Origin of the sequence: Thermosipho sp. 1244, assembly GCF_018588215.1 — a bacterium.
GTDB lineage: Bacteria > Thermotogota > Thermotogae > Thermotogales > Fervidobacteriaceae > Thermosipho > Thermosipho affectus.
Genome location: NZ_LNGA01000012.1, coordinates 14,878 through 36,094, shown reverse-complemented (window position 1 = coordinate 36,094; position 21,217 = coordinate 14,878). Strand labels below are relative to the sequence as shown.

Below are 21,217 nucleotides of genomic sequence, written 5' to 3'. Positions count from 1 at the left end.
AATCTTTTGTGGAGGTGGGTTATAGAATGGAAGATCCTTTAAGTTATTTTTGGTCATTTATATTTTTGATATTTTTGTTGTATTTGTCGTCTGTTTTTTCGGCTTCAGAAACAGCTTTAACATCTGTAAGTAGATTGAAATTAAGAGAGTCTTTGAGAAAAGGTGATATGAAAGAGGAAGAAAATGAATTACATCTTTTTAATAAGTTACTTACCGTTATTTTGATTATGAATAATTTGGTAAATATTTTGGCTTCATCCGTTGCAACTTTGTTGGTTGTTGGTCTATTTGAAAATATACTTCCGAGTAGTATTTCTGCACTTTTAAGTACTTTAGTCTTAACCTTTTTTATACTTATCTTTGGTGAAATTACTCCTAAGATATACGCACGACAAAACAATGAGAAAATTTTTAATAAGATGATTAAAGTACTTTTATTCCTTTCAAAAGTTTTTTCTCCTATAATTAAAATGTTAGTGGGAATTTCAAATTTTGTTATAAAGTTAATTGGTGGAAAATTGGTAGAAGAAGCGCCATTTATTACTACTGAAGATATTTTAATGTATGTGGAAGTTGGAATGGAAGAAGGAACTTTACGCCATGAGGAAAGTTTTATGTTAAAAAGGACTTTGGAAATGGAAGAGTCAATGGTTAAAGAAATTATGATTCCCCGAGTGGATATCATAGCAATTGAGGAATCTGAGACATTGGATAAAGTAATGGAGATTATAAAGGAAGAAGAATATTCAAGAATTCCTGTTTATAAAGAAACTATAGATAATATTGTAGGAATTTGTTATGCAAAGGATGTTCTTGTTTTTATTAGTGAGAGAGGAACGGATGTTTCAACCAAAGTAAAGGCAAAAGAGCTTATGAGGGAACCTTTGTTTGTTCCAGAAACAATGAAAGTTTCTGAACTTTTGAAAATTTTTAAGGAACAGAAAATACATATGGCAATAGTGGTAGATGAGTACGGAGGAACAGCAGGTCTTGTAACAATGGAAGATATATTAGAAGAGATTTTTGGTGAAATAATGGATGAATATGATCAAAATGAAAATATTGGTATAAAAAGGCTTGAAAATGGGGCGTATATAGTTGATGCGACAGTGCCAATAAATGATTTGGAAAGGGAATTGGGCGTTGACTTTCCTGAAACGGATTACGAAACACTGGCCGGTTATATATTAGAGCATCTTCAAAGAATTCCAAAGGTTGGTGAAGAAATTCTTATCGATGGTTTTTCGTTTAAGATTATTGCAGCATCTAAGAACCGAATTGAAAAAGTTTTAGTAAAGGTGGTGGAAAAAAATGAGTAATAAGTTAATTGCATTGGCAAAAGATGCAATGAGAAGAGCTTATGCACCTTATTCCAATTTTAAGGTAGGAGCAGCACTATTGACAAAAACTGGTAAAGTCTTTACAGGTTCAAATGTGGAAAACGCTTCTTATGGATTAACGTGTTGCGCTGAGCGTATAGCCATTTTTAAAGCTGTAAGTGAAGGTGAAAAAGAATTTGATACATTAGTTGTAGTTGGAGATACAGAAGATCCAATATCACCATGTGGTGCTTGTAGACAGGTTATGGCTGAATTTGGAGACTTCAAAGTTATTTTAGTTGGAAAAAATGGTGCAGTAAAGGAAACAACTGTGGGGGAATTGTTACCCGATTATTTTAAAAAGGAGCATTTGAACAAATGAACAGGGCACAAATTGTCTCCGTGCATTTACATGATTATTTGTATTTTAGAGATATTGATATATTTTTTGATTCAGGACTGAATGTTATAACTGGGGAGACTGGTGTTGGAAAAAGTTTAATATTAGATGTATTTGGGATTTTGTTGGGGATTTCTAATGGAAGAGTGGATAGTTATAACGCAGAGATGGTAATGGATATTCCTGTAGATTATCCTGAATATGACGTTTTTTCCGGAGAGAATGTTTTTTCTATAACAAAGAAAGGGAATAGAACTGTTTTTAAAATTAATGGAAAAGTTTTTCCAAAGAAGGTTGTAAGTAAATTACTCTCAGAATTTATAACTTTGCACAGGCAAAATTCACATATAAAGATTTTAGAACCAAATTTTATTTTAAATTTTCTAGATGAAACTTCAGATAATTTTGAAGATTTGAAGAAATATAGAGAGTATTTTGAAAGATATAAAAAAATTCGAAAATTATTAACCGAAGAATCGTTAAGTGATTTAAGGGAAAACTTGGCGGAATTAGAAGAAAAAATAATTGAAATTGAAAAGATCAGTCCTTCAATAGAAGAAGAAGAGAAGTTGAAGAGAGAATATGATATTGCTTTGAAAGCACAAGAAACTATTGAAAAGTATAATTATATATTAAATTCAAGTGAGGAAATTACGGAAAAGCTCTGGGCAATAAAAAAGATGTTGAGTGAAAAACATGAAGAATCTTTGAATACCGCGTTAGATATAATAGAAACTTTAAAGTTGGATTTGCAGAAAGAAATTGATGAAATAGAAAGCTACGATATAAAGGAACTGGAAGAAAGAATATGGGATTATAACCTTTTAAAGAGAAAGTATGGACCTACAATAGAAGATGTAATAGATAATTATGAGAACTTTATAAAAGATTCTAAAAAATTAAAAGAAAGAATTAAAATTTTAGAAAATTCAAATAATGAACTTGAGCAAGTTTTAAATAAAATGAGGAAATATGCAAGTTTGTTGTCGGAAAGTAGAAAAAATGCTGCAAAGAAAGTTTTGGAAAGGTTTTATAGACATTCAAGAGATTTGAATTTGTCTTTTGAATTGAAATTTCAATTTGAAGCCGTAGATTTTAATTATTTTGGAATGGATAAAGTAGAATTACTTGGTAATGCAATAAAGGGAGAAAAATTAAAACCGGTAAAGAGTATAGCATCGGGTGGAGAGTTATCGAGGCTTATGCTTGCTTTGGAACTTTCTGTTGTTTCAGAGGGAATTTTGATTTTTGACGAAATTGATGCGGGAATTAGTGGTATTACTGGGAATAAACTTGCAGAGAAGTTGAAAGAAGTTTCTAAAAATTATCAAGTAATTGTAGTGACACACTTACCACAAATTGCAATTAAGGCTGATAAACACTTTGTTGTGAATAAAACAGATAACGGAGGGAAAATTTGTGAATTGGATGAAGAAAAAAGAGCGCAAGAGATAAAAAGAATGTTAGGTTCCGATACTGTTTTAAAGTTTATTGAGGAGTGATGTTCGTGAAGAAAGTATTTATTTTATTTTTTCTACTTTTATTGTTTTTTGGGTGTAATAATACCGATGAAAATTGTATTTTTATTGGAAAAAATAAAATTTGTCTACAACCTAATGATGAAATTATCAGTATAAATACAGGATATTATAATGTTTTACTTAAGAATAGTGACTTGTTATATTTTGAAGGAATTTCTCAAACTGGTGGGATTGATTTGGAAAAAGCATTAATTTTGGCTAGAATAGATGCAGCTTTAAAAATGAAAGATTTTTTAGGAATAGATATTAAGTCGGAAAATGGAGAAATCACCTTAAATTATGGTGATATAAAGCATCTATCGTATGACTTAATCTATCTTTTGAATAGATCTTTGGAATATATTGTTTTTAGAAGAAATCGCGGAAATTTTTATGAAATACATACAATTTTATTTTTTATTCCATCTTTAAAGAGATTTGTCCCTATATATGAGGATGATTTTTCAAGAAAGATTTGGAAATTAAGTAATCATTTTTAGAAAGTCTTCTTCCGATAGAATTTTTACACCTAACTGTTGTGCTTTTTTTAACTTTGAGCCTGGATTTTCACCGACTATCAGGTAGTTTGTTTTGGTACTTACGGAATTTGATACTTTGCCACCGTTTAATTCTATTAGTTCTATAGCTTTATCCCTTGAGAGAGAGTTTAATTTACCTGTAATTACAAATGTTAGTCCTTTTAATATATCCGATTTTTTCATTTCCTTTTCTTCAAGATTTACTTCAGCCTTTTTCAATTTTTCAATAATTTCTTTTGTTTTTTCGTTTTTAAAATAATTTATTATACTTTTGGCAATTTCAGGACCTATATTTTCAATTTCAACTAGCTCTTCATAGGAAGCATTGGATAGGTTTTCTAAGCTTTTAAATCTTTTTGCTAGTATTTTTGCAGTTTTTTCACCAACTAATGGTATGCCAAGACCAATAATGACTCTGTTTAGTGGAGTATGTTTTGCTTTATTTATTTGTTCTAGAATTTTTGCGATGGATTTTTGACCTAATCCGCTTATTTGTGCTAGCTCAAAGGGAGTTAGGTAAAATATATCGGCTACATCATCTACCAATTTTGCGTCAACTATTTTATCGATAATTTTTTCACCGATACCAGAAATATCAAAAGCAGATTTAGATACAAATATTTCTAAATGTCTTTTAAGTTTCTGAGGACAATGCGGATTGAGACATCTAATGGCGGTTTCATCATCAGATAATTTTCCAATTTCGCCATTGCAAATGGGACATTTTTTTGGAATTTCAATATCTTTTTCGGAACCTGTTCTTTTTTCTTTGATTATGCTTACAACTTGTGGAATTATACCTCCCGCTTTTTCAACGAGGACGTGATCACCGATTTTAATGTCTTTTTCTCTTATGTAATCAAAGTTATGTAATGATGCGCGTTTTACGATGCTGCCATCTAAATCTATTGGTTCAAAGATTGCAACAGGAGTAATAACTCCGCTTTTTCCAACGTTTAATTCTACGTCTAATATTTTGGTTTCTTTTTGAATAGCAGGGAATTTAAAAGCAATAGCCCATCTTGGTGATTTTGTGGTTTCTCCCAAAATTTTTTGATACTCAAAGTTATTAACCTTTATTACCAATCCATCGATCCAATAATCTAATTTTTTCCTACCATCGGTCCATTTTTTCCAAAAATTTACAACACATTCTATATCTTGGCACAGTTTTGAGTGCGGATTAACTTTAAACCCTATTTCTTTCAAGAAGTTTAAAGCTTCCCATTGAGTAGTTAATCCGTATTTTTCAGGATTTACTATATGATAAATAAATGAATCAAGGTTTCTTCTTGCAACAATTGAAGAATTCAATTGGCGAATTGTCCCAGCTGCTGCATTACGTGGATTTGCAAAAGGTTGCAAACCTTCCTTTTCGGCTGATTTGTTGTATTTTTCAAATTCTTTAATAGGCATATAAATTTCGCCTCGAACTTCTATATCAATATTTTTGAATAATCGCAAAGGTATTGATTTTATTTTTTTTACATTTTCTGAAATGTCATCGCCAATTATTCCATTGCCACGACTGATTGCGGTTTTAAAATACCCATTTTCATACCTTATTGCAACGGAAATACCATCTATTTTTAATTCACATACATATTGTACTATGCTTGTCTTTAACATTTTTTTTATTCTATTATCAAATTCTCTCATTTCTAGTTCGTTGTATGTATTGTCCAAACTTAGCATGGGAATTGAATGTTCCACTTTTTTAAATCCTTGAATTAATCCTCCTCCCACTTTTTGTGTTGGAGAATTTGATGAATAGTATTCCGGATATTTTTTTTCTAGATCTATTAATTTTTTTAAAAGTTTGTCGTATTCTTCATCACTTATTACCGGATCGGCCAAAACATAATATCTGTAATTATGATATTCAATTTCTTTTCGTAATTTTTCAATTTCATCTTTGATTTTATCCATATTACTTTCCTCCAAATTATTTTTGTAAATTTGCAAAAAATTTGATTGTATGATAAAATATTTTTCGGTAATTAATATATTTTTTTGGGGGAGGTATAAATATGATAAACTTTCTTGCTATTTTAGGTGTTATATTTTTAATAATTTTAGGGATTTTATTTTTTCCGTTTTTATCTCCTATTTTATCTATAGTTCTTGGCGTTCTTTTAATTGTTTTGATTTTTATTGGATTAGTAACAATAGTACTTCCAGTAGTTCTTGTTTTAATAGCAATTGCTCTTATCGTAAAAGGTGTCAGATATTTAACAAACAAAAGGTGAGGCTTATGCCTCACTTATTTCAAAATCAATTTGCATTCTAGTTTTGTTAGCATTTACAACTTTTGCCCTTAATTTATCTCCTATTTTGTACACTTTCCCTGTATGTTGACCAATCAAGATACTTTTTTCGGGATCGTATAAGAAATAATCATCCAGTGTAGAAATATGGATTAATCCTGATATGTTTTTATCTATTATTTCTACGAACATTCCAAATTTTGTGACGGAAGTCACAACTACATCGAAAACTTCACCAATGTGATTTGATATATAGTCAATTTTTTTCAAGGCAATATAATCCCACTCAGCTTCATCTGCTATTCTCTCTCTTTTACTTGAATGTATGGCAACTTTTGATAGATTCTCATTTAATTTTTTGAGTTGCTTTTTTGATATTTTTTTGTTGTCAGTTAAGAATTTTTTAATAAGTCTGTGGACAATAAGATCTGGATATCTCCTTATCGGAGAGGTAAAATGTGTGTATGCATATGAGGCAAGTCCAAAATGTCCAATGTTTGTAGCTGAATAGATTGCACGTTTCATTGAACGGACAAGGAGTTTTTCTATACTCCCCCTTAATGGATGTCCTTCGGTTTTTTCGAGTAATGTTTGTAATACTTTGGGTTGTATCTTTTTTGGAACTTTAAATTCTATCCCTAAAGCTGCTAAATAATTTTTTAATTGGATAATTGTATCTGGATCAGGTTGTTCATGTACTCTATATACAAATGGCAAATCAAGATGATGAAAAATTTCTGCGATGGTTTCATTTGCTTTTATCATAAATTCTTCTATGATAACCTCTGCTTCTCCCCTTTTCCTTGGGATAATATCGACTGCGTGCCCTTTTTCATCTAGAATGATCTTAACTTCTCCACCTTCTATGTCTAAAATTGCCCCTCTTTCTTTTCGAGCTTTTCTTAAAATATCTTTTAATTCCTTCATTAGCAATAATTCTTTTCTTAAGTCTCCAATCTTTTTTATTGCTTCTTCTTTTCCTTCAAAAAGAGCGTTTACATCGTCGTATACAAGTCTTCTATTGCTTCTTATTACTCCCTTTGTAACTTCAAAATCAACTACTTTACCATCTTTGTTGATTTCCATTGTTAACGACATTACCAAACGATCTTCACCTTGAACCAAACTACAAATTCCATGTGATAATTTAAAAGGTAACATTGGAATGACTCTATCGATTAAATAAATACTTGTTCCGCGTTTAAACGCTTCTTTGTCTAGAAAGCTATCTTTTTTTACATAGTGTGAAACATCTGCAATATGTACTCCAAGTAGGTAGTTTCCATTTTTTAATTTTTTTACACTTACAGCATCATCAAAATCCTTTGCATCTGGTCCATCAATTGTTACTACTAATTCATTTCTAAAATCTTTTCTATTTTTAATGTCTCTTGAAAAGACTTTATCAGGAATTTTTGATGCTTCTTGCATAACTTCGTTTGGAAAAGATATATTTATATCGTGTTTTACGATTACAGTTGGAAAATCAGTTGCAGGATCATCGGCATAACCTAATACTTCTACAATTTTTGCAACGGGATTTTTCGTAGGGGTAGGATATTTTAAAATCTTCCCTACTACTTTTTGACCAGGTTTTGCATTATTGAAAAATTCTATGGGGATATAAAAATCATATTGAATTTTTGGATCATCTGGGATTAAAAATGCAGCTCTTCCAATAGGTTGAAATGTTCCCACTACCTTTTTTAACCCGTGATCAATTATTTTTATTACTCTTCCTTCAGGTATGTCATACCATTTTCCCTCTATTTCTACTATTACCTTGTCTTTATGTATAGCTCTTCCTGCTTTTTCGGCGGGAATAGCAATTTCTTCTCCGGATTCTGTCCAAACAAATGCCATTGTACCATTTCTTGTGAATTCTATAGTACCAATGACCATATTTTTGCTTATTGGTTTGTATCTTCCTTTACTGTCTTTGAATAATTTTCCTTCGTATAAAAGATCATTTAGTATTTTTCTTAGTTCTTTTTTTTCGGTTTTATTTTTTAAGCCTAGTGCTTTATATAATTCTTTTTGAAGCATAGGTTTATAATTTTTTGAATTTATAAAATTTAATACTTTTCTTTTGGTAATCATTTCTTCACTCCTTTATCTTTCTAATGATTGAAACATAAAATGGTGTTAGAGTTTCATCTGGATAAAATAGCGCTCCATAGCCATCCCATATATATTTTATCCCAAATTGTTCTAATTGGTTTCTTATATCCAAAAATTCACCGAGAGATTTTAGTTGATTTACAGTATTTTTGTTTTCCTCGATAGTTACTGTACATGTAGAATAAACCATTAATCCATGTTTTTTTAGATTTTTCCATAAATTTGATATGATCTTTTGTTGAATTTTAGAAAGTTTCTGGAAATTTTCCTTAGATTGTCTTCTTAAAACCTCTGGATTTCTTCTTGCTGTTCCTAGACTGCTGCAGGGTACATCAACAAAGATTTTATCAAAAAAATCATTTAATTTTATTTTTTGAGCATCGCAATTTAAGATTTTTTTTGGTTTTAGATTTAATCTTTTGAATTGTTCTTCTGTGATTTTTATCCTTTCTTTTTCGATATCGTTTACATATAAGTTTACATCTTGCAGTTCTAAAATATGTGTGGCTTTTCCACCTGGAGCAGCACATGCATCTAAAACATATTCATCTTTTTTGAAATCTACAAGTAAAGGTATTATCTGTGATGATTCACTTTGGTATGTAATTAGACCTTTCTTGTATTCTTCAAATTCCCATGGATTTGTTTCAATTTTTTCAAAGACTATTCCTACAGGAGAATGGGTGGTAAATGATGAATTGCTTATTTTTATATTGTCTCTTTCTATCTTTCTAATATTTACCCTTGCAGTAGTTTTGATGGGTTTTTGATTTAATTCTAACATTTTAATTATATAATCTGTTGGCAAAAAACTTTTCCAATATTCAACTAACCATTTTGGATGGGAGAATTTTAAGTGTATTTCTTTTGGTTCTATATATCCAATTTTTGATATTTTTCTTAAAACAGCATTGACAAGTCCTTTGAATGACTTTTTTTCAACTAAATCTACCATTTCATTTACAATTAAATAATTCGGTTTATTTGTGAATAATATTTGAAAAGTTCCCATTCTTAAGATAGTTCGAATTGACGGAGGTATCTCTTTGTTTTTCAAAAAAGAATTTATTACCCAATCTAGATAATCTTGATATCTTAAAACGCCAAATATCAAGTTTTTAAAAAAAGCTTTCTCCTCCACATAGGAGAAAGCACTATAAAATTCAGTGGAGAATATTCCCGACTTAAACTTTTTTCTTAATAGTCTGTATGCAATGATTAAATCACTTTTCAATCTCTGTTTCCTCCTAGAAATCCTGCAATTAGCAACATTCTTAAAAGTTGTAAAAATGCCATTAGCGTACTTGCAATATAAGTCATAGCTGCTGCACCTAGTACACTTTTTACACCAGATAGTTCATTTTTTGGCATCATTAAGTTGCTTTCCAAAATCTTAATGGCCCTTCTGCTTGCGTCAAATTCTACAGGAAGAGTAATTAATGAGAATATAACTGCTAATGAGAATAAGAGAATTCCAATTCTTACCAATGCTATGTTCATAAAGATAAATCCAAGTATAAATAAGATCCATGAAAGATTTGAAGAAAAGGATACAACTGGAGCAATACTATTTCTCAAAATTAATGGCACATATTTTCTTGCGTGTTGGATTGCATGACCAATTTCATGTGCAACTACTCCGAGTGCAGCTACAGAATTTGAATTGTATGTGGCATCGGATAGTCTAACAACTTTTTTTATTGGATCATAGTGATCTGTTAAATTTCCAGGAACTCTTTCTACTTTTACATTATAAATTCCTGAAGATTCCAACATAAATTTTGCAAGTTCAGCACCTGTCATATTTAGGCTAGATGGAATTCTAGAGTATTTTGAAAATCTTTCTTGAACGTACATTTGCGCAATAAGTGCCAAAAGGATACCAGGTATTAGAATTATAAAGGTTGGGTCAAAGAAAAACACCTTTTCACCTCCAATTTATTGTATAGCCCACTCCTCTAATAGTTTTTATTAAATCCGGTGATATTTTTTTTCTTAGATAGTTTATATATACTTCAACTATATTTTCAGAACCTTCATACGAAATTCCCCAGACTGCGTTTAAAATTTCTTCTTTTGGAACTGTTCTATTTGAATTTTTAACAAGATAAAAAAGTAAATCAAACTCTGTTTTAGAAAGATTTACAGGTTTTGATTTGTGTAATACTTCTCGCTTTTGTAAATTTATTTTTAGTTCTCCTATGTTAATTTCTTTTTCAAAAGTTATTCCTTTTCTCCTTGCAAGTGCTTTGGTTCTTGCAAACAATTCTTCAAAATCGAAAGGTTTTACTACATAATCGTCTGCACCACTTTCGAATCCTTCTAATTTATCTTTTTTTTGAGAAAGAGCTGTTAGCATTATTATACCAGCTGTTGGATCCATTTTTCTTATTTTTTTGGCAACTTCTGTACCATCTATATCTGGCAGCATAACGTCCAAAATTACGACATCAGGTTTGAATTTATCATACAAAAGTATGGCATCTTCACCAAATTCACAAGTTTCAACTGTACAATTTTCGTGTTTATATTCTAATTCTAATAATCTTCTTAATTTTTCATCATCTTCAACTATTAGTATTTTCATTTTTTCTAAACACCTCGTATAGTAGTATTCCAGCACTTACAGATACATTTAAAGATTCCACTTTATTTTTCATGGGAATTGAAATTAAATCGTCACATTTATTTTTTACATTTTCTCTAATACCACTTCCTTCGTTTCCCAATACTAAAGCCACGGGTTTTTTTAGATCTACTTTATGATACGCTTTTCCTTCCATTGCAGCACCATATACCCATACACCTAACTTTTTTATTTTTTCTATAAATCTTGAGAGGTTTGTTACTTGAACTATATTTGTTTTAAATATTGTCCCTACAGAAACTTTCACGACAGCTGGTGTTACCTTTACTGAGTTGTTTTTTGGGATTACTATTGCATCAACACCAGTTGCAACAGAAGTCCTAATGATTGCACCAAAATTATGTGGATCTTGTATTTGATCTAGAATAACAATAAATGGGTTGGTTATTTCTTCAATTATTAATTCATCTTTATATTCAAACTTTCCAATGTCGATTACAACCCCTTGGTGTTTTTTTTCATTTGAAATCCTTTCTAGTATTTTATCATTAGCTATTGTATATGGCATGTTTTTTTGTTTGACACTTTCGATTAATTTTTCTAAATCTCTTGATTTTGAATTTGAAAAGTAAACCATTTTTACAGATACATCATTTTCCAATATTTCTTTTAGAACATTTCTACCATACACTTTCACTTTTTTGACTCCTTCCAATATTGTTCTAGTTCGTTAATTGATAGATCCTCCATTTTTCCTCCATCCTTTTCGATTAATTCTTCCATCTTTTTAAACCTATTTACAAATTTTTGTGTTGCGTTTCTTAATGAGACTTCTGGATCAACTTTTAAAAATCTTGAAAGATTTACTATTGAAAATAATAAATCACCAAATTCTTCTTCTATTTCATTTGCGTTTTTGGAGTTTTTAAGTTCTTCAAGTTCTTCGTATACTTTTTCGTATACATCTTCTATATTATCCCAGTCAAAACCAACGTTTGCAGCGTTTTCTTGTATTCTTCTTGCAAGTGAAAGGGCAGGGAGTGAATTGTTTACTTTTCCAATTTTTGAGAAGTGTTTTTCTCCCTTTTCAAGTGCTTTTATTTTTTCCCAGCGTTCATATGAAAAATCTTTTTCGTTTCCAAAGACATGTGGATGCCTTCTAATTAATTTGTTAATCAGAGTGTTGATTATATCTTCGATTGTAAATTCTTTTTTTTCTTTTCCAATTTGTGCATGAAAGATTACTTGTAAGAGAATATCCCCTAATTCTTCAACCATATTTTCGTAATTTTGATTTTTAACTTCTTCAACAAATTCGTAGGTTTCTTCAATTAAATATGGAATTAGAGATTCATGGGTTTGTTTTCTATCCCACGAACAACCATTTGTTCCCCTAAGGGTTTCCATAATTTGGAGTAATTCTTCAAACTTTTCACCTATTTTTCCCATAATTACCTCCCAAAATGTATTCAAGCCAATATCTTTTTATAAACAAAAGAGAAGGAATAGCTATTAGTATTCCTATGAATCCAAGTATATCCCCAAAAATGAGCAGAGAAATTATTAATATAAACCAATGTATGTTAAAATTCTCGCTTTGGATTTTGGGGGCAAATACCCAACTTTCTAATTGATTTGCCAATACCAAAATTAAGATACTAATTATTATACCTTTTATACCTAATGATGAATATCCAAGCATTAACATGGGAATTGATACAATTACAACTCCTAGAAACGGTATAAAATCCGTTATAAATGAAATTACTCCAAGAAAAAACGCCCCCTTAATTTTAAAGACCCATGCAAGAATTCCAACTATAAGCCCTACAAGCATTGCAATAATTACCTGTCCACTTACAAATTTTTCAAAGTCTTTGTAAAATTTCTTTATAAAATTGTATCCTTTTTCTGGATCTTTTATGAAAAAATTTTTTACGCGTTTTTTTAAATATTCTTTTAAATTTGCAACTGCAACTGTGGTGATTGTTATTAAAATTACCATTGTTATTAAAGATGGAGTAAAACTGATGATTTTATTAAAAATATTTAACGCGAAATTTGAAATTTGTCGATTAGAGTTGTTTATAAAATCTAGGAGCCATTTTGGAAGTGTTGTATTGTTTGGAATAGAAAGTTTGGTTAATTCTGAAAATATTTTTTTCCCCTCTAAGAAGATTATTGGAAAAAAATTTATAGAAGAGTAAAAAATCAAAGATAAGAGTAATGAGTACGAGATAACCTTTGAAAGTTTTGGATTTAACTTTCTTGAAAGATATTTTGCAGGAACGTCAAGTACAATAGAAATATAAAAACCAATTACTACTGCTCCTAAAACAAATGGTGAAATTTTTAATATGATTAGGAATATAACGAAATAAAATAAGAGTATAAAACTATCTAACATTTCTTTCACCATCTTTTTTTTTGAATTTGTTAAGAAATTTATTGATAATTGATTCTTTTTGATTTATTTTAGAGACATGTGTAAATTTATTTTGCTTATCTTTTAAAAATTTGACAAATAGGTTTAAGATTGCTCGATTAGCATCTACTTTTGGATATAGTATTCTTCCAATACCTTCGATTGCATTTTCTAAAGTAAGGTCAATGTTGGATAAAATTTCTTTTTTTAATATAAGAATTCTGTTTTTGACATGATACTTTTTATTTTTTGTTTCCAACATATTTGTTGATATTTTTATTTCTAATTCTACTGCTAAGTCTTTGAGTAGTTTTTCGACTATTTTTAAGTTTTCTCTTTCTACATCGGTTAGCTGATCTTTATTTATGTAGGCAAATTCAAAATTTTTTGAGTATTTTTCAAGAAAAACATTAATAGTGTTTATATTTTTTCCTAAAAAATCTTTTTCACTTTCTACTATATCTTTTATGTTTTGCGAAATATAAACTGGTTTATATCCACTTTCAATTGCCGTATCTATTAAGTAATAATATTTTACATAGTCACTTTTTGTTATAAACAAGTATTTGTTGAGGGCATTAAGCAATTTTACCGCGTGTAATTGTACATCTTTCCAGTTTATCTCATCATGTGCTTGTCCTCCATCAAGTTTTTCTAAATCTTTTGCGAGGTACATTGCAATTTCCGCTTTTTCGCAATTTAATAAGATAGTCTTTATCTTATGAACATACGCTGTTCTTTTAAATGGCAATTCTAATTTTTCGATTTTTTTTATAATAGTTTTTGTTGGTTTTTTTATATTATAGCTAAATAGAAAATTCTTTTCTGTGGCAACTAAAAAACCATTTATATAAATTTTTGAATTGTTATTTTCGTTTAGAAAGACTTCACCTTCGCTGTTTGACTCTAGTACCGTTACGTTATTTAAAAACATAGATTTTAACTTGTCGAGCGATTCATCTGGAATATTATAAAATAAAATTGTTGCATTTTCAATTACAGGGGAATCAATCTTATTATCTGCTTTTAATATTTTAAAATCGACATCTTTAAGAAATTTAGTAACTATGCGATCTGCAGAGAATAGTATTTCATTTTTGTTAAATTTAACTTTGTATTTTGAGATTATAGCAAGGTTTGCAAGTGAGAATACAAGCAACTTTTCTGTTTTGGAAAAATCAAACATAAAATCCCCCCTAGATTCAAAATAAATTATACCATAACTGTGGTATAATAAAATTACGAAGAATTATGTGGAGGTGATATTATGAGAAAATTTTTAATTACGTTATTAATTTTTACGTTTACATTGTTTGTATTTTCAAATATTCCTCTTAGTATTGGTACAATTGAAAAAAATAATGAAAAGTATTTTGTGTATGAATTAACCCCTGAATTTTCTTTTGGACCTTTGACTTTGGGAATTGGATTTACAGCTTATGCCACTGATGTAGTTTATGGAGAGTTTTATTATGGAATTCCTTCTTCTACACCGAGTACTAACATAATTAATGCATTTGTTTTAAATACTCTGGGAATAAAAACGGATAATTTTGAGTTTAGGTACGGTTTAGTTAAACCTACTACTTTGGCTTTAGGGTTTAATATGAGGAAGTACATTAACAAAAATACTAGGGCATTTGATTTAAAATTTAATTTATCTGATTTTGGGCTTTATACACATATACCATACGAGATTACCAAATTTGTACCTTTTGAAGTTTTACAATCTGATACTGTATTTTTTGGTGACTTTGTGTATAAAGCAGGATTTGTGGAATTACAAGTATACGGTATAACTGACACTGAGGCAACGGATACTTTTGTAATTGACAATTCTACACCTGTTAAATATGCAGGTGGTGTTGCAATATACGTACCATTAGTTAATGTTGTAAAATTGGGAGTTGAATTTGCTTTACAATCAGATGAGAGTTTTTCTTCTATAGGAAATGGTGTCTTTGTAGGAGTTTATGGAGATTTTGGAGTTTTAGAGCCAGTTGGTGGAGTATATTATTTTAGAAATGGCTATGTTCCATTTTTGTTTGATAAAAACTATAATTATTTAAAATCAAATCAAAGTTTAGATGGTTTAGAAAATTTAGAGGATAGATCTGGATATTTGTTAGGTATGTCAGTGGATTTGATGCCATATGGTAATGGTGAATTTTACGTTTATGGTACTTTAGATGGTGTTACACCAGTTGCTGAGGGAAACGTAAGAATTATATTACCAGAAATAGCTAGCTTTCCGGGATTGTTTGTTGATGGATATTATTACGATTCCACACCATTTGAGAATGGTTTCTTAGATGAAAATACAGAAGTATATTTAAAAATTTCATATCCTATACTCGGTGAAAGTTTCGTTGCGGGAATTGTTTATAGCTGGGAAGAAAACGAATGGACAAAGAGTTTGTTTATAGGTGGATTGACGGCGTTTTAAGAAAAAGACCTCTCTGATAAATCAGAGAGGTCTTTTTTTATTTTTTGTGAAATTTAATAGAAATGGCTGTATTATCAGTGTAAAGTAAAGACCGGTAGATATACCAAGTATTAACAATAACGCTATTGATTTGAAAAGTTTTAAAGAAGAGAAAAGTAGAACGGAAAATCCCAGTATCAATCCTATACCATTTGCAAGAATTGGAGGACCGACGTTTATTATCGACTGTTTTGAAGATTTTGTTAAATTTCTGTCATTTGCAAGATGTATCGAATAGTCGATAACTAAGCCCATTAAAATACTAGAAGTTATGGATGTTGAAATATCTAGGTTAATTTTAAAAATTGCCATAAAGATAAAATTGAAAATTGTGGTAAAGCTTATTGGGATTATTACACTTAAGGTTATTTTGATTGATTTAAAAGTAATTAAAACCATGAGAAAGATTATGATACTTGCAAATAAGATAGTCTGTAATTGTGCATTTAATATACTGTTATTTATATCATGCCATATTAAAGAAGAACCGGCCACATAGAAGTTATCATAAGGTATGTATTTTTTTATTAATTTGACTACTTTGTCGACGTTGTTATAACCATCTTGAGTTAGGTAGATTAATAATCTGATCTTATTTTTATTGGCAATGTAATATTTTAAAACGGGATTTGTCTTTGAAAAATTGTATAGTAGTGGTATAGGAATATTGAGTGGAAAATTGACATTGGAGATAAGTTCAGCCTTTTCAAGTTCTCTTGTAAATTTCTTTAATTTTGTATTGTCAGAGGCAAGGAATACTTTCTCATTTTCTATAACCAATGATATAGGTTCTCTAAAGTTAAAAACATTTTGCATAATTTTTGTTGCCTTTCCAAGTTGTGAGTTTTCTGAAAAATACGACAACATGTCAGATTTTATTGAGATATTTTTAAGAATTAATGGGGAAAATATTATTAAAACAACAAAAGTTATTAGAGAGAAGATAGCAACTTTGTCTCCCAAGTATTTTATACCAAATTTTTCAGGTTCTTTTTTTCCGAGTGATAGAATTAATGGTGAAAGCTCAAAAATTATTATTACATTTATTGCAAGCCCTATAGAGACCAAAACACCTAGTTCTTTAAAAGATTCAATCTTTACAAAAATGAAAGATAAGAATCCAGCAGCGGTTGTTAACATTGAAAACAGAATAGGAGCTAAAATATGAGATTTTGTCTTTTTGAAATCCTTGTTTTTGTAAAAAGAATTATAATAGTGTAAACCATACCCGGAACCTATTATCAAAAGAAATGAAAAAATCATTACAGTTAGCGTATTTAAAGGTCTTCCCGTGAGGAAGAGCATAGCAATTGTTATTAACGTAGAAAGTATGGGAGATAAAAGTATAAATAGTGAAGATTTGAATGATTTTGTTTGGTAGTAAAAAAACAATAGTATTAAAGAGAACATTATAACAGGATAGAAATACATTTGTTTTAGTAATTCTTTAAAAAGATAGCTATCAATAACTGGTTCCCCAAATAAATAAAAGTTTTTAAAGTAATTTGTTACTATGTTTTCAATTTTTGAGATATCTTTTCTTGAATCTACATTTGGTCTGAAAATTACGTTAATTATGCAGTATTTTCCATCTTTGCTTATTAAATTTTGTGCCATTTTGTCTTTTAGAATATCTTTTTGTAGAGTGTTATTTTTTACATAGTTTTGTGATGAAAAATTTGCTTTTGGAATGTTTGTAGGACTTAAGATTGTAGTTATGTTTTTCATTTTTAAGAGAGCTTTTTCTAACTTTATTAATTTTGTTGTTTGTTCACTGTTAAAAAATGTTTTTTCAGAATAAAGTATAACAAAGATTGTGTTACCATCATTAAAGTCTTTGCCAAGTCTTATAAAATTTTTAATATTTTCATTGTTTATTTCTTCTATATTTTGTCCATGTTTAAAACCAGGAAGAAATACTTCTGGACCTGTATATACCTTTCCTTTAAAGATTATTATTAAGATAGATAGTAAAATAACGATAGAAAAAATTATAAGTTTTTTCATAATTTATCACCTTCAAATTTTTCTGCTTCAATAGCAGCATTAATTAAAATATTGTGAAATTTTTTCCATTCATTCATGACTTTTTGTTTTTTTAAATGTTGGACGCATTTTTCATTTTCCTTTGGTTCTAAAAGTAAACATCCACTGGGACGTTTTTCTTTTGTAAGTTTACATCCCCTCTCCGTTAAAAAAGTGCATTCACCGGATATGGAATGATCAAAAACTTGAAATTCTTTTCCTTTTATCGAAGGTCTCACAAAATATTCCTCTTTTTTCTCCCAATCTATGCACCAATTTCCGGATTTGAAAGCATCAATTAGATTTTTGTAAATTTCTTCTTTTGTATTACCAAAGTCATTTGGAAGGGCAAGTCCTGGATAATTCTTGCAACATTTACCTTTGCATTTACTACAAATTTCAAAATTAATATACATCTCTTTCACCTTCTATCATTATTTTATAATCGTCAAATAGAGGCCTTGCACCTTTTATTTTTAGATTATTATTTTTAACGTAGAGGTATTCATTGGTGTTTCCTTTTTCTAAAAAGTTTTTTGGTGGTAGATTGTTTACACTGTAAGTTACTTTTCTATAACCTGGAATTATTTTTAATTCCCTATCATATATCAATGTATAAATTCCGTCGGGGATATTTAGTTTAATTGTGGAGATACCATCACTTGCATATCCGGCAATTGATTTAACATTAATTGCTAATTTTTGATCCCTTGAAAAAGCTATTGAAAGTGGGGCAAGTTGGTTTTCTAATTCGTTATCTGTAAATGGTTTTGAAATACAAAATCCCAAAGTATTGTATTCCATATCGCAGCGTTCCCATGCTTTTTCTTCTTTTATTTCTTCACTAATCTTTTTACCAAATAGTTTATTAGATAATTCCAAAATTTTTTCATTTATTCCATTCCTAATTTCTTTTAATTTAAATAAAAGTTCCCTTCTATTATTTGAAAGATAATCAAAACTTCCAACTTTGATTAAGGATTCAATTACCGAGTAATTTAAATTTGGATTTTTTTGAATAAACTCTTCTAAAGAATTGTATGGAGAGTTTTCAAGTATTTTTCTTTCAAGATTTTCGTTTATACCTTTTATTAAAAATAGAGGGATATAAAAAGTATTTTTATCTTTTCTATTTTCGATATTAGGGGAAGAAATTTTGAATCCCCTTGATTGAATTTCAAAAATTATCTTTTCTATTTTTGAAGTATCGTATTTTAAAAGTATTGTATAAAATTCTTTTGGATAGTGTTTTTTGAAATATGAAAGATAATACGATATATGAGAATATGCAACGGCGTGAGATTTGTTAAATGCATATTCTGAAAATTCTAAAATAATTTCAACTAATTCGTTTACTTCATTTTCGGAGAATTTTTTTAGAAGGTTATTTCTAAATTTTTCCATTAAAGGTTTCATTATGTTTTTATCTTTTTTTGAAACTGCTTTTCTCAAAATGTCTGCTTCTTCGTCGGAAAATTCCGCATAGTTTTTTGCAATTTTCATTATTTGTTCTTGAAATATCAATATTCCATATGTCTCATCAAGTATATCTAATTTGCCTTTTTGATTTTTCCATTTGGCACTTGCCAATTTTTTATCTAGATTAGATTTTAAAGGTCCGGGCCTGTTAAGGGAAATAACTATTGAAAGTTCGTTTATGGATTTTGGTTTAATCAATCTAATAATTTTTTTTGCGATATTACTTTCAAGTTGAAAAATTCCGTTGGTATAGCCTTTAGATATGAAATTGAACGTTTCACTATCCAATTTTGGCTTTCCAAGTACATTTTCAAGTTCAGAAAGAATTGTCAAAGTTTTTAAGCCTAGAATATCAAATTTTATATATCCAATTTTTTGTAAAGAGTCCATATCCCATTCAATTATATTATCTTTTATTGGAAGTTTTAAAGGTGATGTAGATATAATTATGCCTGCAGCGTGAATACTTTTATGAATAGGTAACCCCAAAAGATCATTTAGTTCTAAATAAGATACATTGGTTTCGAATGCAATTTTTTTTAGTGTTTTTAATCCAATATTAGAGAACGTACTTATGTGGTACACATATTTGAATTCTTCTTTAAGTAGTTCTATAAGTTTTTTCCGTTTTTCATCTTCAACATCTAAATCTATATCCGGTGGTTCTTTTCTTCCTTTGTTTAGAAATCTTTCAAATAACAGATTGTATTTTAGAGGGTCAATTTTTGTTATTCCAAGCATGTACGACAGCAAAGAGCCTACAGCACTTCCCCTTCCAGGACCAATTTTAATATTATTTTTTTTTGCAATATTTGTTATTTTGTGGACTGTGTAGAAGTAATCTAAGAAATTTTTGGCTTTTATGATTTCTAACTCATATTTTAATCTTTTTTTATATGTGGGATTTTTGATTTTTTCCGGGTTTATAAAATTTGATGGTGCTTTTGGAAGTGTTTGAAAAGATGTAATTTTGTAATCTGAAACATCTAAATTGCAATAAATTTTTTTTAATACACCTTTTTCGACGGGTAAGATACCCAAGAATTTAGAAAATGTTTCATAGACCTTTCTTTTTCCGGGCAAGTAATATGCAAAATAAACTTGATCTTTATCTATGTAATTAAGATTTAATTTTTGAAAAGAATTGTTGGAATATGCATTAAATAACGAATACAACTCATCCGTGTTTTTCGCATAAAATACCTTGTCATTGTATGGATACGCAATTATAGGTTTAATGTGGTATTTTTTGCAAGTTTCTATAAATTTTACAGTTGCATGAAAGTTATTATCACACAATACCAAAACCTTTGCCTCTTGACTTGAAGCATATCTTACAGTGTCTTCAATTTTTAGAATAGATCCTTTAAAAGAATAAGGAGAAACTATTGCGGTGATCATTTTCCCCTTAATTGGTTGCTCAGATTTTCAAGATCAGGATTTTTGAAAATACCATAGCCCATTATTAAAATGTTCGCACCAGCGGATACTACAACATCGGCATTTGAGGAGTTTACCCCACCATCTACTGCAATTGAATAGTTCATTCCGTATTTTTGTTTCCAGTTGTTTAGAGTTTTAATTTTTTCGATAGATTTTGCTATAAATTTTTGACCGGAAAACCCTGGGTTTACACTCATTACCAGTACGCCATCCACATAAGGAATAACTTCTTCTATTAATACAAGGGGAGTTCCTGGATTTAGTGTGACAAAGGCCTCGATGTTATTTTCTTTTATTTTTGTAATTGCCCTATGGATGTGCACAGTGCTTTCAATGTGGACTGTGATTCTTTGAATATCGAAATCTAATAGTTTATCAATGTGAAATTCTGGATTTGTAACCATTAAATGTACGTCTATGGGTAAATTCGTAATATTTTTAACTGCTTTGAGCAATGGAAAACCAAAGGTTAAATTTGGAACAAAATGACCGTCCATAACGTCTATATGGAGTTCGTCAATGTAATTTTCCACTCTTTTTATTTCAGACTTCAAATTTGAAAAATCTGCCGCAAGGATTGAACCACTTAATTTAGTCATTTTTCATT

The 21,217-nt window shown here is 29.4% G+C and carries 19 protein-coding genes; 6 read left to right on the top strand and 13 right to left on the bottom strand.

The annotated features are described in order from the left end of the window. Window positions 1-26 precede the first annotated feature (26 nt). The 4 genes from AS157_RS02060 to AS157_RS02045 are packed head-to-tail and all read left to right on the top strand — an operon-like array spanning window position 27 to window position 3,739. Window positions 27-1,319 carry a hemolysin family protein gene (locus AS157_RS02060; RefSeq protein ID WP_077289869.1) on the top strand — a complete coding sequence of 431 codons (1,293 nt, stop codon included), beginning with the start codon at window positions 27-29 and terminating at the stop codon, window positions 1,317-1,319. Continuing rightward, complete coding sequence (gene cdd / locus AS157_RS02055) at window positions 1,312-1,701, top strand: cytidine deaminase (RefSeq protein ID WP_077289870.1); 390 nt, start codon at window positions 1,312-1,314, stop codon at window positions 1,699-1,701. Before AS157_RS02060 ends, cdd begins: the two co-directional genes overlap by 8 nt. Then, window positions 1,698-3,221, top strand: coding sequence for a DNA repair protein RecN (locus AS157_RS02050; protein ID WP_077289871.1), 1,524 nt, complete (start codon window positions 1,698-1,700; stop codon window positions 3,219-3,221). The genes cdd and AS157_RS02050 overlap by 4 nt, the downstream gene beginning before the upstream one ends. Window positions 3,222-3,226: 5 nt before the next feature. Next, entirely contained in the window at window positions 3,227-3,739 is a 513-nt protein-coding gene (locus tag AS157_RS02045; RefSeq protein ID WP_077287992.1) for a hypothetical protein, read from the top strand. On the opposite strand, the gene ligA is transcribed toward AS157_RS02045, so the two are convergent. Beyond that, window positions 3,722-5,707: an NAD-dependent DNA ligase LigA gene (gene ligA / locus AS157_RS02040; RefSeq protein WP_077289872.1), complete on the bottom strand. Its 1,986-nt coding sequence runs from the start codon at window positions 5,705-5,707 to the stop codon at window positions 3,722-3,724. The genes AS157_RS02045 and ligA overlap by 18 nt on opposite strands. Before the next feature lie 101 nt (window positions 5,708-5,808). On the opposite strand from ligA, the gene AS157_RS02035 reads away from it, so the two are divergent. Continuing rightward, on the top strand, window positions 5,809-6,027 hold the full coding sequence (locus tag AS157_RS02035; RefSeq protein ID WP_075666464.1) for a hypothetical protein: 219 nt from the start codon (window positions 5,809-5,811) through the stop codon (window positions 6,025-6,027). Window positions 6,028-6,030: 3 nt separating this feature from the next. On the opposite strand, the gene rnr is transcribed toward AS157_RS02035, so the two are convergent. From rnr to AS157_RS01995, 8 genes are read right to left on the bottom strand one after another with little or no spacing between them, the layout of a single operon-like run. Continuing rightward, window positions 6,031-8,145, bottom strand: coding sequence for a ribonuclease R (rnr, locus tag AS157_RS02030; RefSeq protein ID WP_077289873.1), 2,115 nt, complete (start codon window positions 8,143-8,145; stop codon window positions 6,031-6,033). Window positions 8,146-8,149: 4 nt separating this feature from the next. Next, window positions 8,150-9,400, bottom strand: coding sequence for a 16S rRNA (cytosine(967)-C(5))-methyltransferase (locus AS157_RS02025; RefSeq protein ID WP_077289874.1), 1,251 nt, complete (start codon window positions 9,398-9,400; stop codon window positions 8,150-8,152). Continuing rightward, window positions 9,397-10,089, bottom strand: coding sequence for a zinc metallopeptidase (locus tag AS157_RS02020; RefSeq protein WP_077289875.1), 693 nt, complete (start codon window positions 10,087-10,089; stop codon window positions 9,397-9,399). Before AS157_RS02020 ends, AS157_RS02025 begins: the two co-directional genes overlap by 4 nt. 4 nt (window positions 10,090-10,093) lie before the next feature. Continuing rightward, the gene (locus AS157_RS02015; RefSeq protein WP_077289876.1) at window positions 10,094-10,753 is read right to left on the bottom strand and encodes a response regulator transcription factor; all 660 of its coding nucleotides are present in this window, start codon (window positions 10,751-10,753) and stop codon (window positions 10,094-10,096) included. Continuing rightward, a complete protein-coding gene (gene rlmB, locus AS157_RS02010) occupies window positions 10,734-11,450 on the bottom strand; it encodes a 23S rRNA (guanosine(2251)-2'-O)-methyltransferase RlmB (RefSeq protein ID WP_077289907.1) in 717 nt (238 codons plus the stop codon). The genes AS157_RS02015 and rlmB overlap by 20 nt, the downstream gene beginning before the upstream one ends. Then, complete coding sequence (mazG, locus tag AS157_RS02005) at window positions 11,447-12,202, bottom strand: nucleoside triphosphate pyrophosphohydrolase (protein WP_077289877.1); 756 nt, start codon at window positions 12,200-12,202, stop codon at window positions 11,447-11,449. The genes rlmB and mazG overlap by 4 nt, the downstream gene beginning before the upstream one ends. Continuing rightward, window positions 12,186-13,160: an AI-2E family transporter gene (locus AS157_RS02000; protein WP_077289878.1), complete on the bottom strand. Its 975-nt coding sequence runs from the start codon at window positions 13,158-13,160 to the stop codon at window positions 12,186-12,188. The genes mazG and AS157_RS02000 overlap by 17 nt, the downstream gene beginning before the upstream one ends. Further along, window positions 13,150-14,364, bottom strand: a complete 1,215-nt coding sequence (locus AS157_RS01995) for a hypothetical protein (RefSeq protein ID WP_077289879.1) — start codon at window positions 14,362-14,364, stop codon at window positions 13,150-13,152. Before AS157_RS01995 ends, AS157_RS02000 begins: the two co-directional genes overlap by 11 nt. Before the next feature lie 81 nt (window positions 14,365-14,445). Between AS157_RS01995 and AS157_RS01990 the strand changes: the two genes are divergently transcribed. Next, complete coding sequence (locus tag AS157_RS01990; protein WP_077289880.1) at window positions 14,446-15,624, top strand: hypothetical protein; 1,179 nt, start codon at window positions 14,446-14,448, stop codon at window positions 15,622-15,624. 21 nt (window positions 15,625-15,645) lie between these two features. Here AS157_RS01990 and AS157_RS01985 read toward each other — a convergent pair whose 3' ends face one another. From AS157_RS01985 to rpe, 4 genes are read right to left on the bottom strand one after another with little or no spacing between them, the layout of a single operon-like run. Then, window positions 15,646-17,670, bottom strand: a complete 2,025-nt coding sequence (locus AS157_RS01985) for an efflux RND transporter permease subunit (protein ID WP_077289881.1) — start codon at window positions 17,668-17,670, stop codon at window positions 15,646-15,648. After that, window positions 17,667-18,104: a hypothetical protein gene (locus AS157_RS01980; protein WP_077289882.1), complete on the bottom strand. Its 438-nt coding sequence runs from the start codon at window positions 18,102-18,104 to the stop codon at window positions 17,667-17,669. The genes AS157_RS01985 and AS157_RS01980 overlap by 4 nt, the downstream gene beginning before the upstream one ends. After that, window positions 18,094-20,568 (bottom strand): helix-hairpin-helix domain-containing protein, encoded by a 2,475-nt coding sequence (locus AS157_RS01975; RefSeq protein WP_077289883.1) that lies wholly within the window; start codon window positions 20,566-20,568, stop codon window positions 18,094-18,096. Before AS157_RS01975 ends, AS157_RS01980 begins: the two co-directional genes overlap by 11 nt. Next, window positions 20,565-21,209 carry a ribulose-phosphate 3-epimerase gene (gene rpe / locus AS157_RS01970; protein WP_077289884.1) on the bottom strand — a complete coding sequence of 215 codons (645 nt, stop codon included), beginning with the start codon at window positions 21,207-21,209 and terminating at the stop codon, window positions 20,565-20,567. Before rpe ends, AS157_RS01975 begins: the two co-directional genes overlap by 4 nt. Between the last annotated feature and the right edge of the window lie 8 nt (window positions 21,210-21,217).

What these genes read in the sequence shown, in the direction of transcription:
- mazG (WP_077289877.1), bottom strand. Translation starts at nt 12,202, where the DNA reads ATGGGAAAAATAGGTGAAAAGTTTGAAGAATTACTCCAAATTATGGAA.
- AS157_RS02050 (WP_077289871.1), top strand. Translation starts at nt 1,698, where the DNA reads ATGAACAGGGCACAAATTGTCTCCGTGCATTTACATGATTATTTGTAT.
- AS157_RS01975 (WP_077289883.1), bottom strand. Translation starts at nt 20,568, where the DNA reads ATGATCACCGCAATAGTTTCTCCTTATTCTTTTAAAGGATCTATTCTA.
- AS157_RS02035 (WP_075666464.1), top strand. Translation starts at nt 5,809, where the DNA reads ATGATAAACTTTCTTGCTATTTTAGGTGTTATATTTTTAATAATTTTA.
- AS157_RS02015 (WP_077289876.1), bottom strand. Translation starts at nt 10,753, where the DNA reads ATGAAAATACTAATAGTTGAAGATGATGAAAAATTAAGAAGATTATTA.
- ligA (WP_077289872.1), bottom strand. Translation starts at nt 5,707, where the DNA reads ATGGATAAAATCAAAGATGAAATTGAAAAATTACGAAAAGAAATTGAA.
- AS157_RS01980 (WP_077289882.1), bottom strand. Translation starts at nt 18,104, where the DNA reads ATGTATATTAATTTTGAAATTTGTAGTAAATGCAAAGGTAAATGTTGC.
- AS157_RS01995 (WP_077289879.1), bottom strand. Translation starts at nt 14,364, where the DNA reads ATGTTTGATTTTTCCAAAACAGAAAAGTTGCTTGTATTCTCACTTGCA.
- AS157_RS01985 (WP_077289881.1), bottom strand. Translation starts at nt 17,670, where the DNA reads ATGAAAAAACTTATAATTTTTTCTATCGTTATTTTACTATCTATCTTA.
- AS157_RS02060 (WP_077289869.1), top strand. Translation starts at nt 27, where the DNA reads ATGGAAGATCCTTTAAGTTATTTTTGGTCATTTATATTTTTGATATTT.
- rpe (WP_077289884.1), bottom strand. Translation starts at nt 21,209, where the DNA reads ATGACTAAATTAAGTGGTTCAATCCTTGCGGCAGATTTTTCAAATTTG.
- cdd (WP_077289870.1), top strand. Translation starts at nt 1,312, where the DNA reads ATGAGTAATAAGTTAATTGCATTGGCAAAAGATGCAATGAGAAGAGCT.
- AS157_RS01990 (WP_077289880.1), top strand. Translation starts at nt 14,446, where the DNA reads ATGAGAAAATTTTTAATTACGTTATTAATTTTTACGTTTACATTGTTT.
- AS157_RS02000 (WP_077289878.1), bottom strand. Translation starts at nt 13,160, where the DNA reads ATGTTAGATAGTTTTATACTCTTATTTTATTTCGTTATATTCCTAATC.
- rnr (WP_077289873.1), bottom strand. Translation starts at nt 8,145, where the DNA reads ATGATTACCAAAAGAAAAGTATTAAATTTTATAAATTCAAAAAATTAT.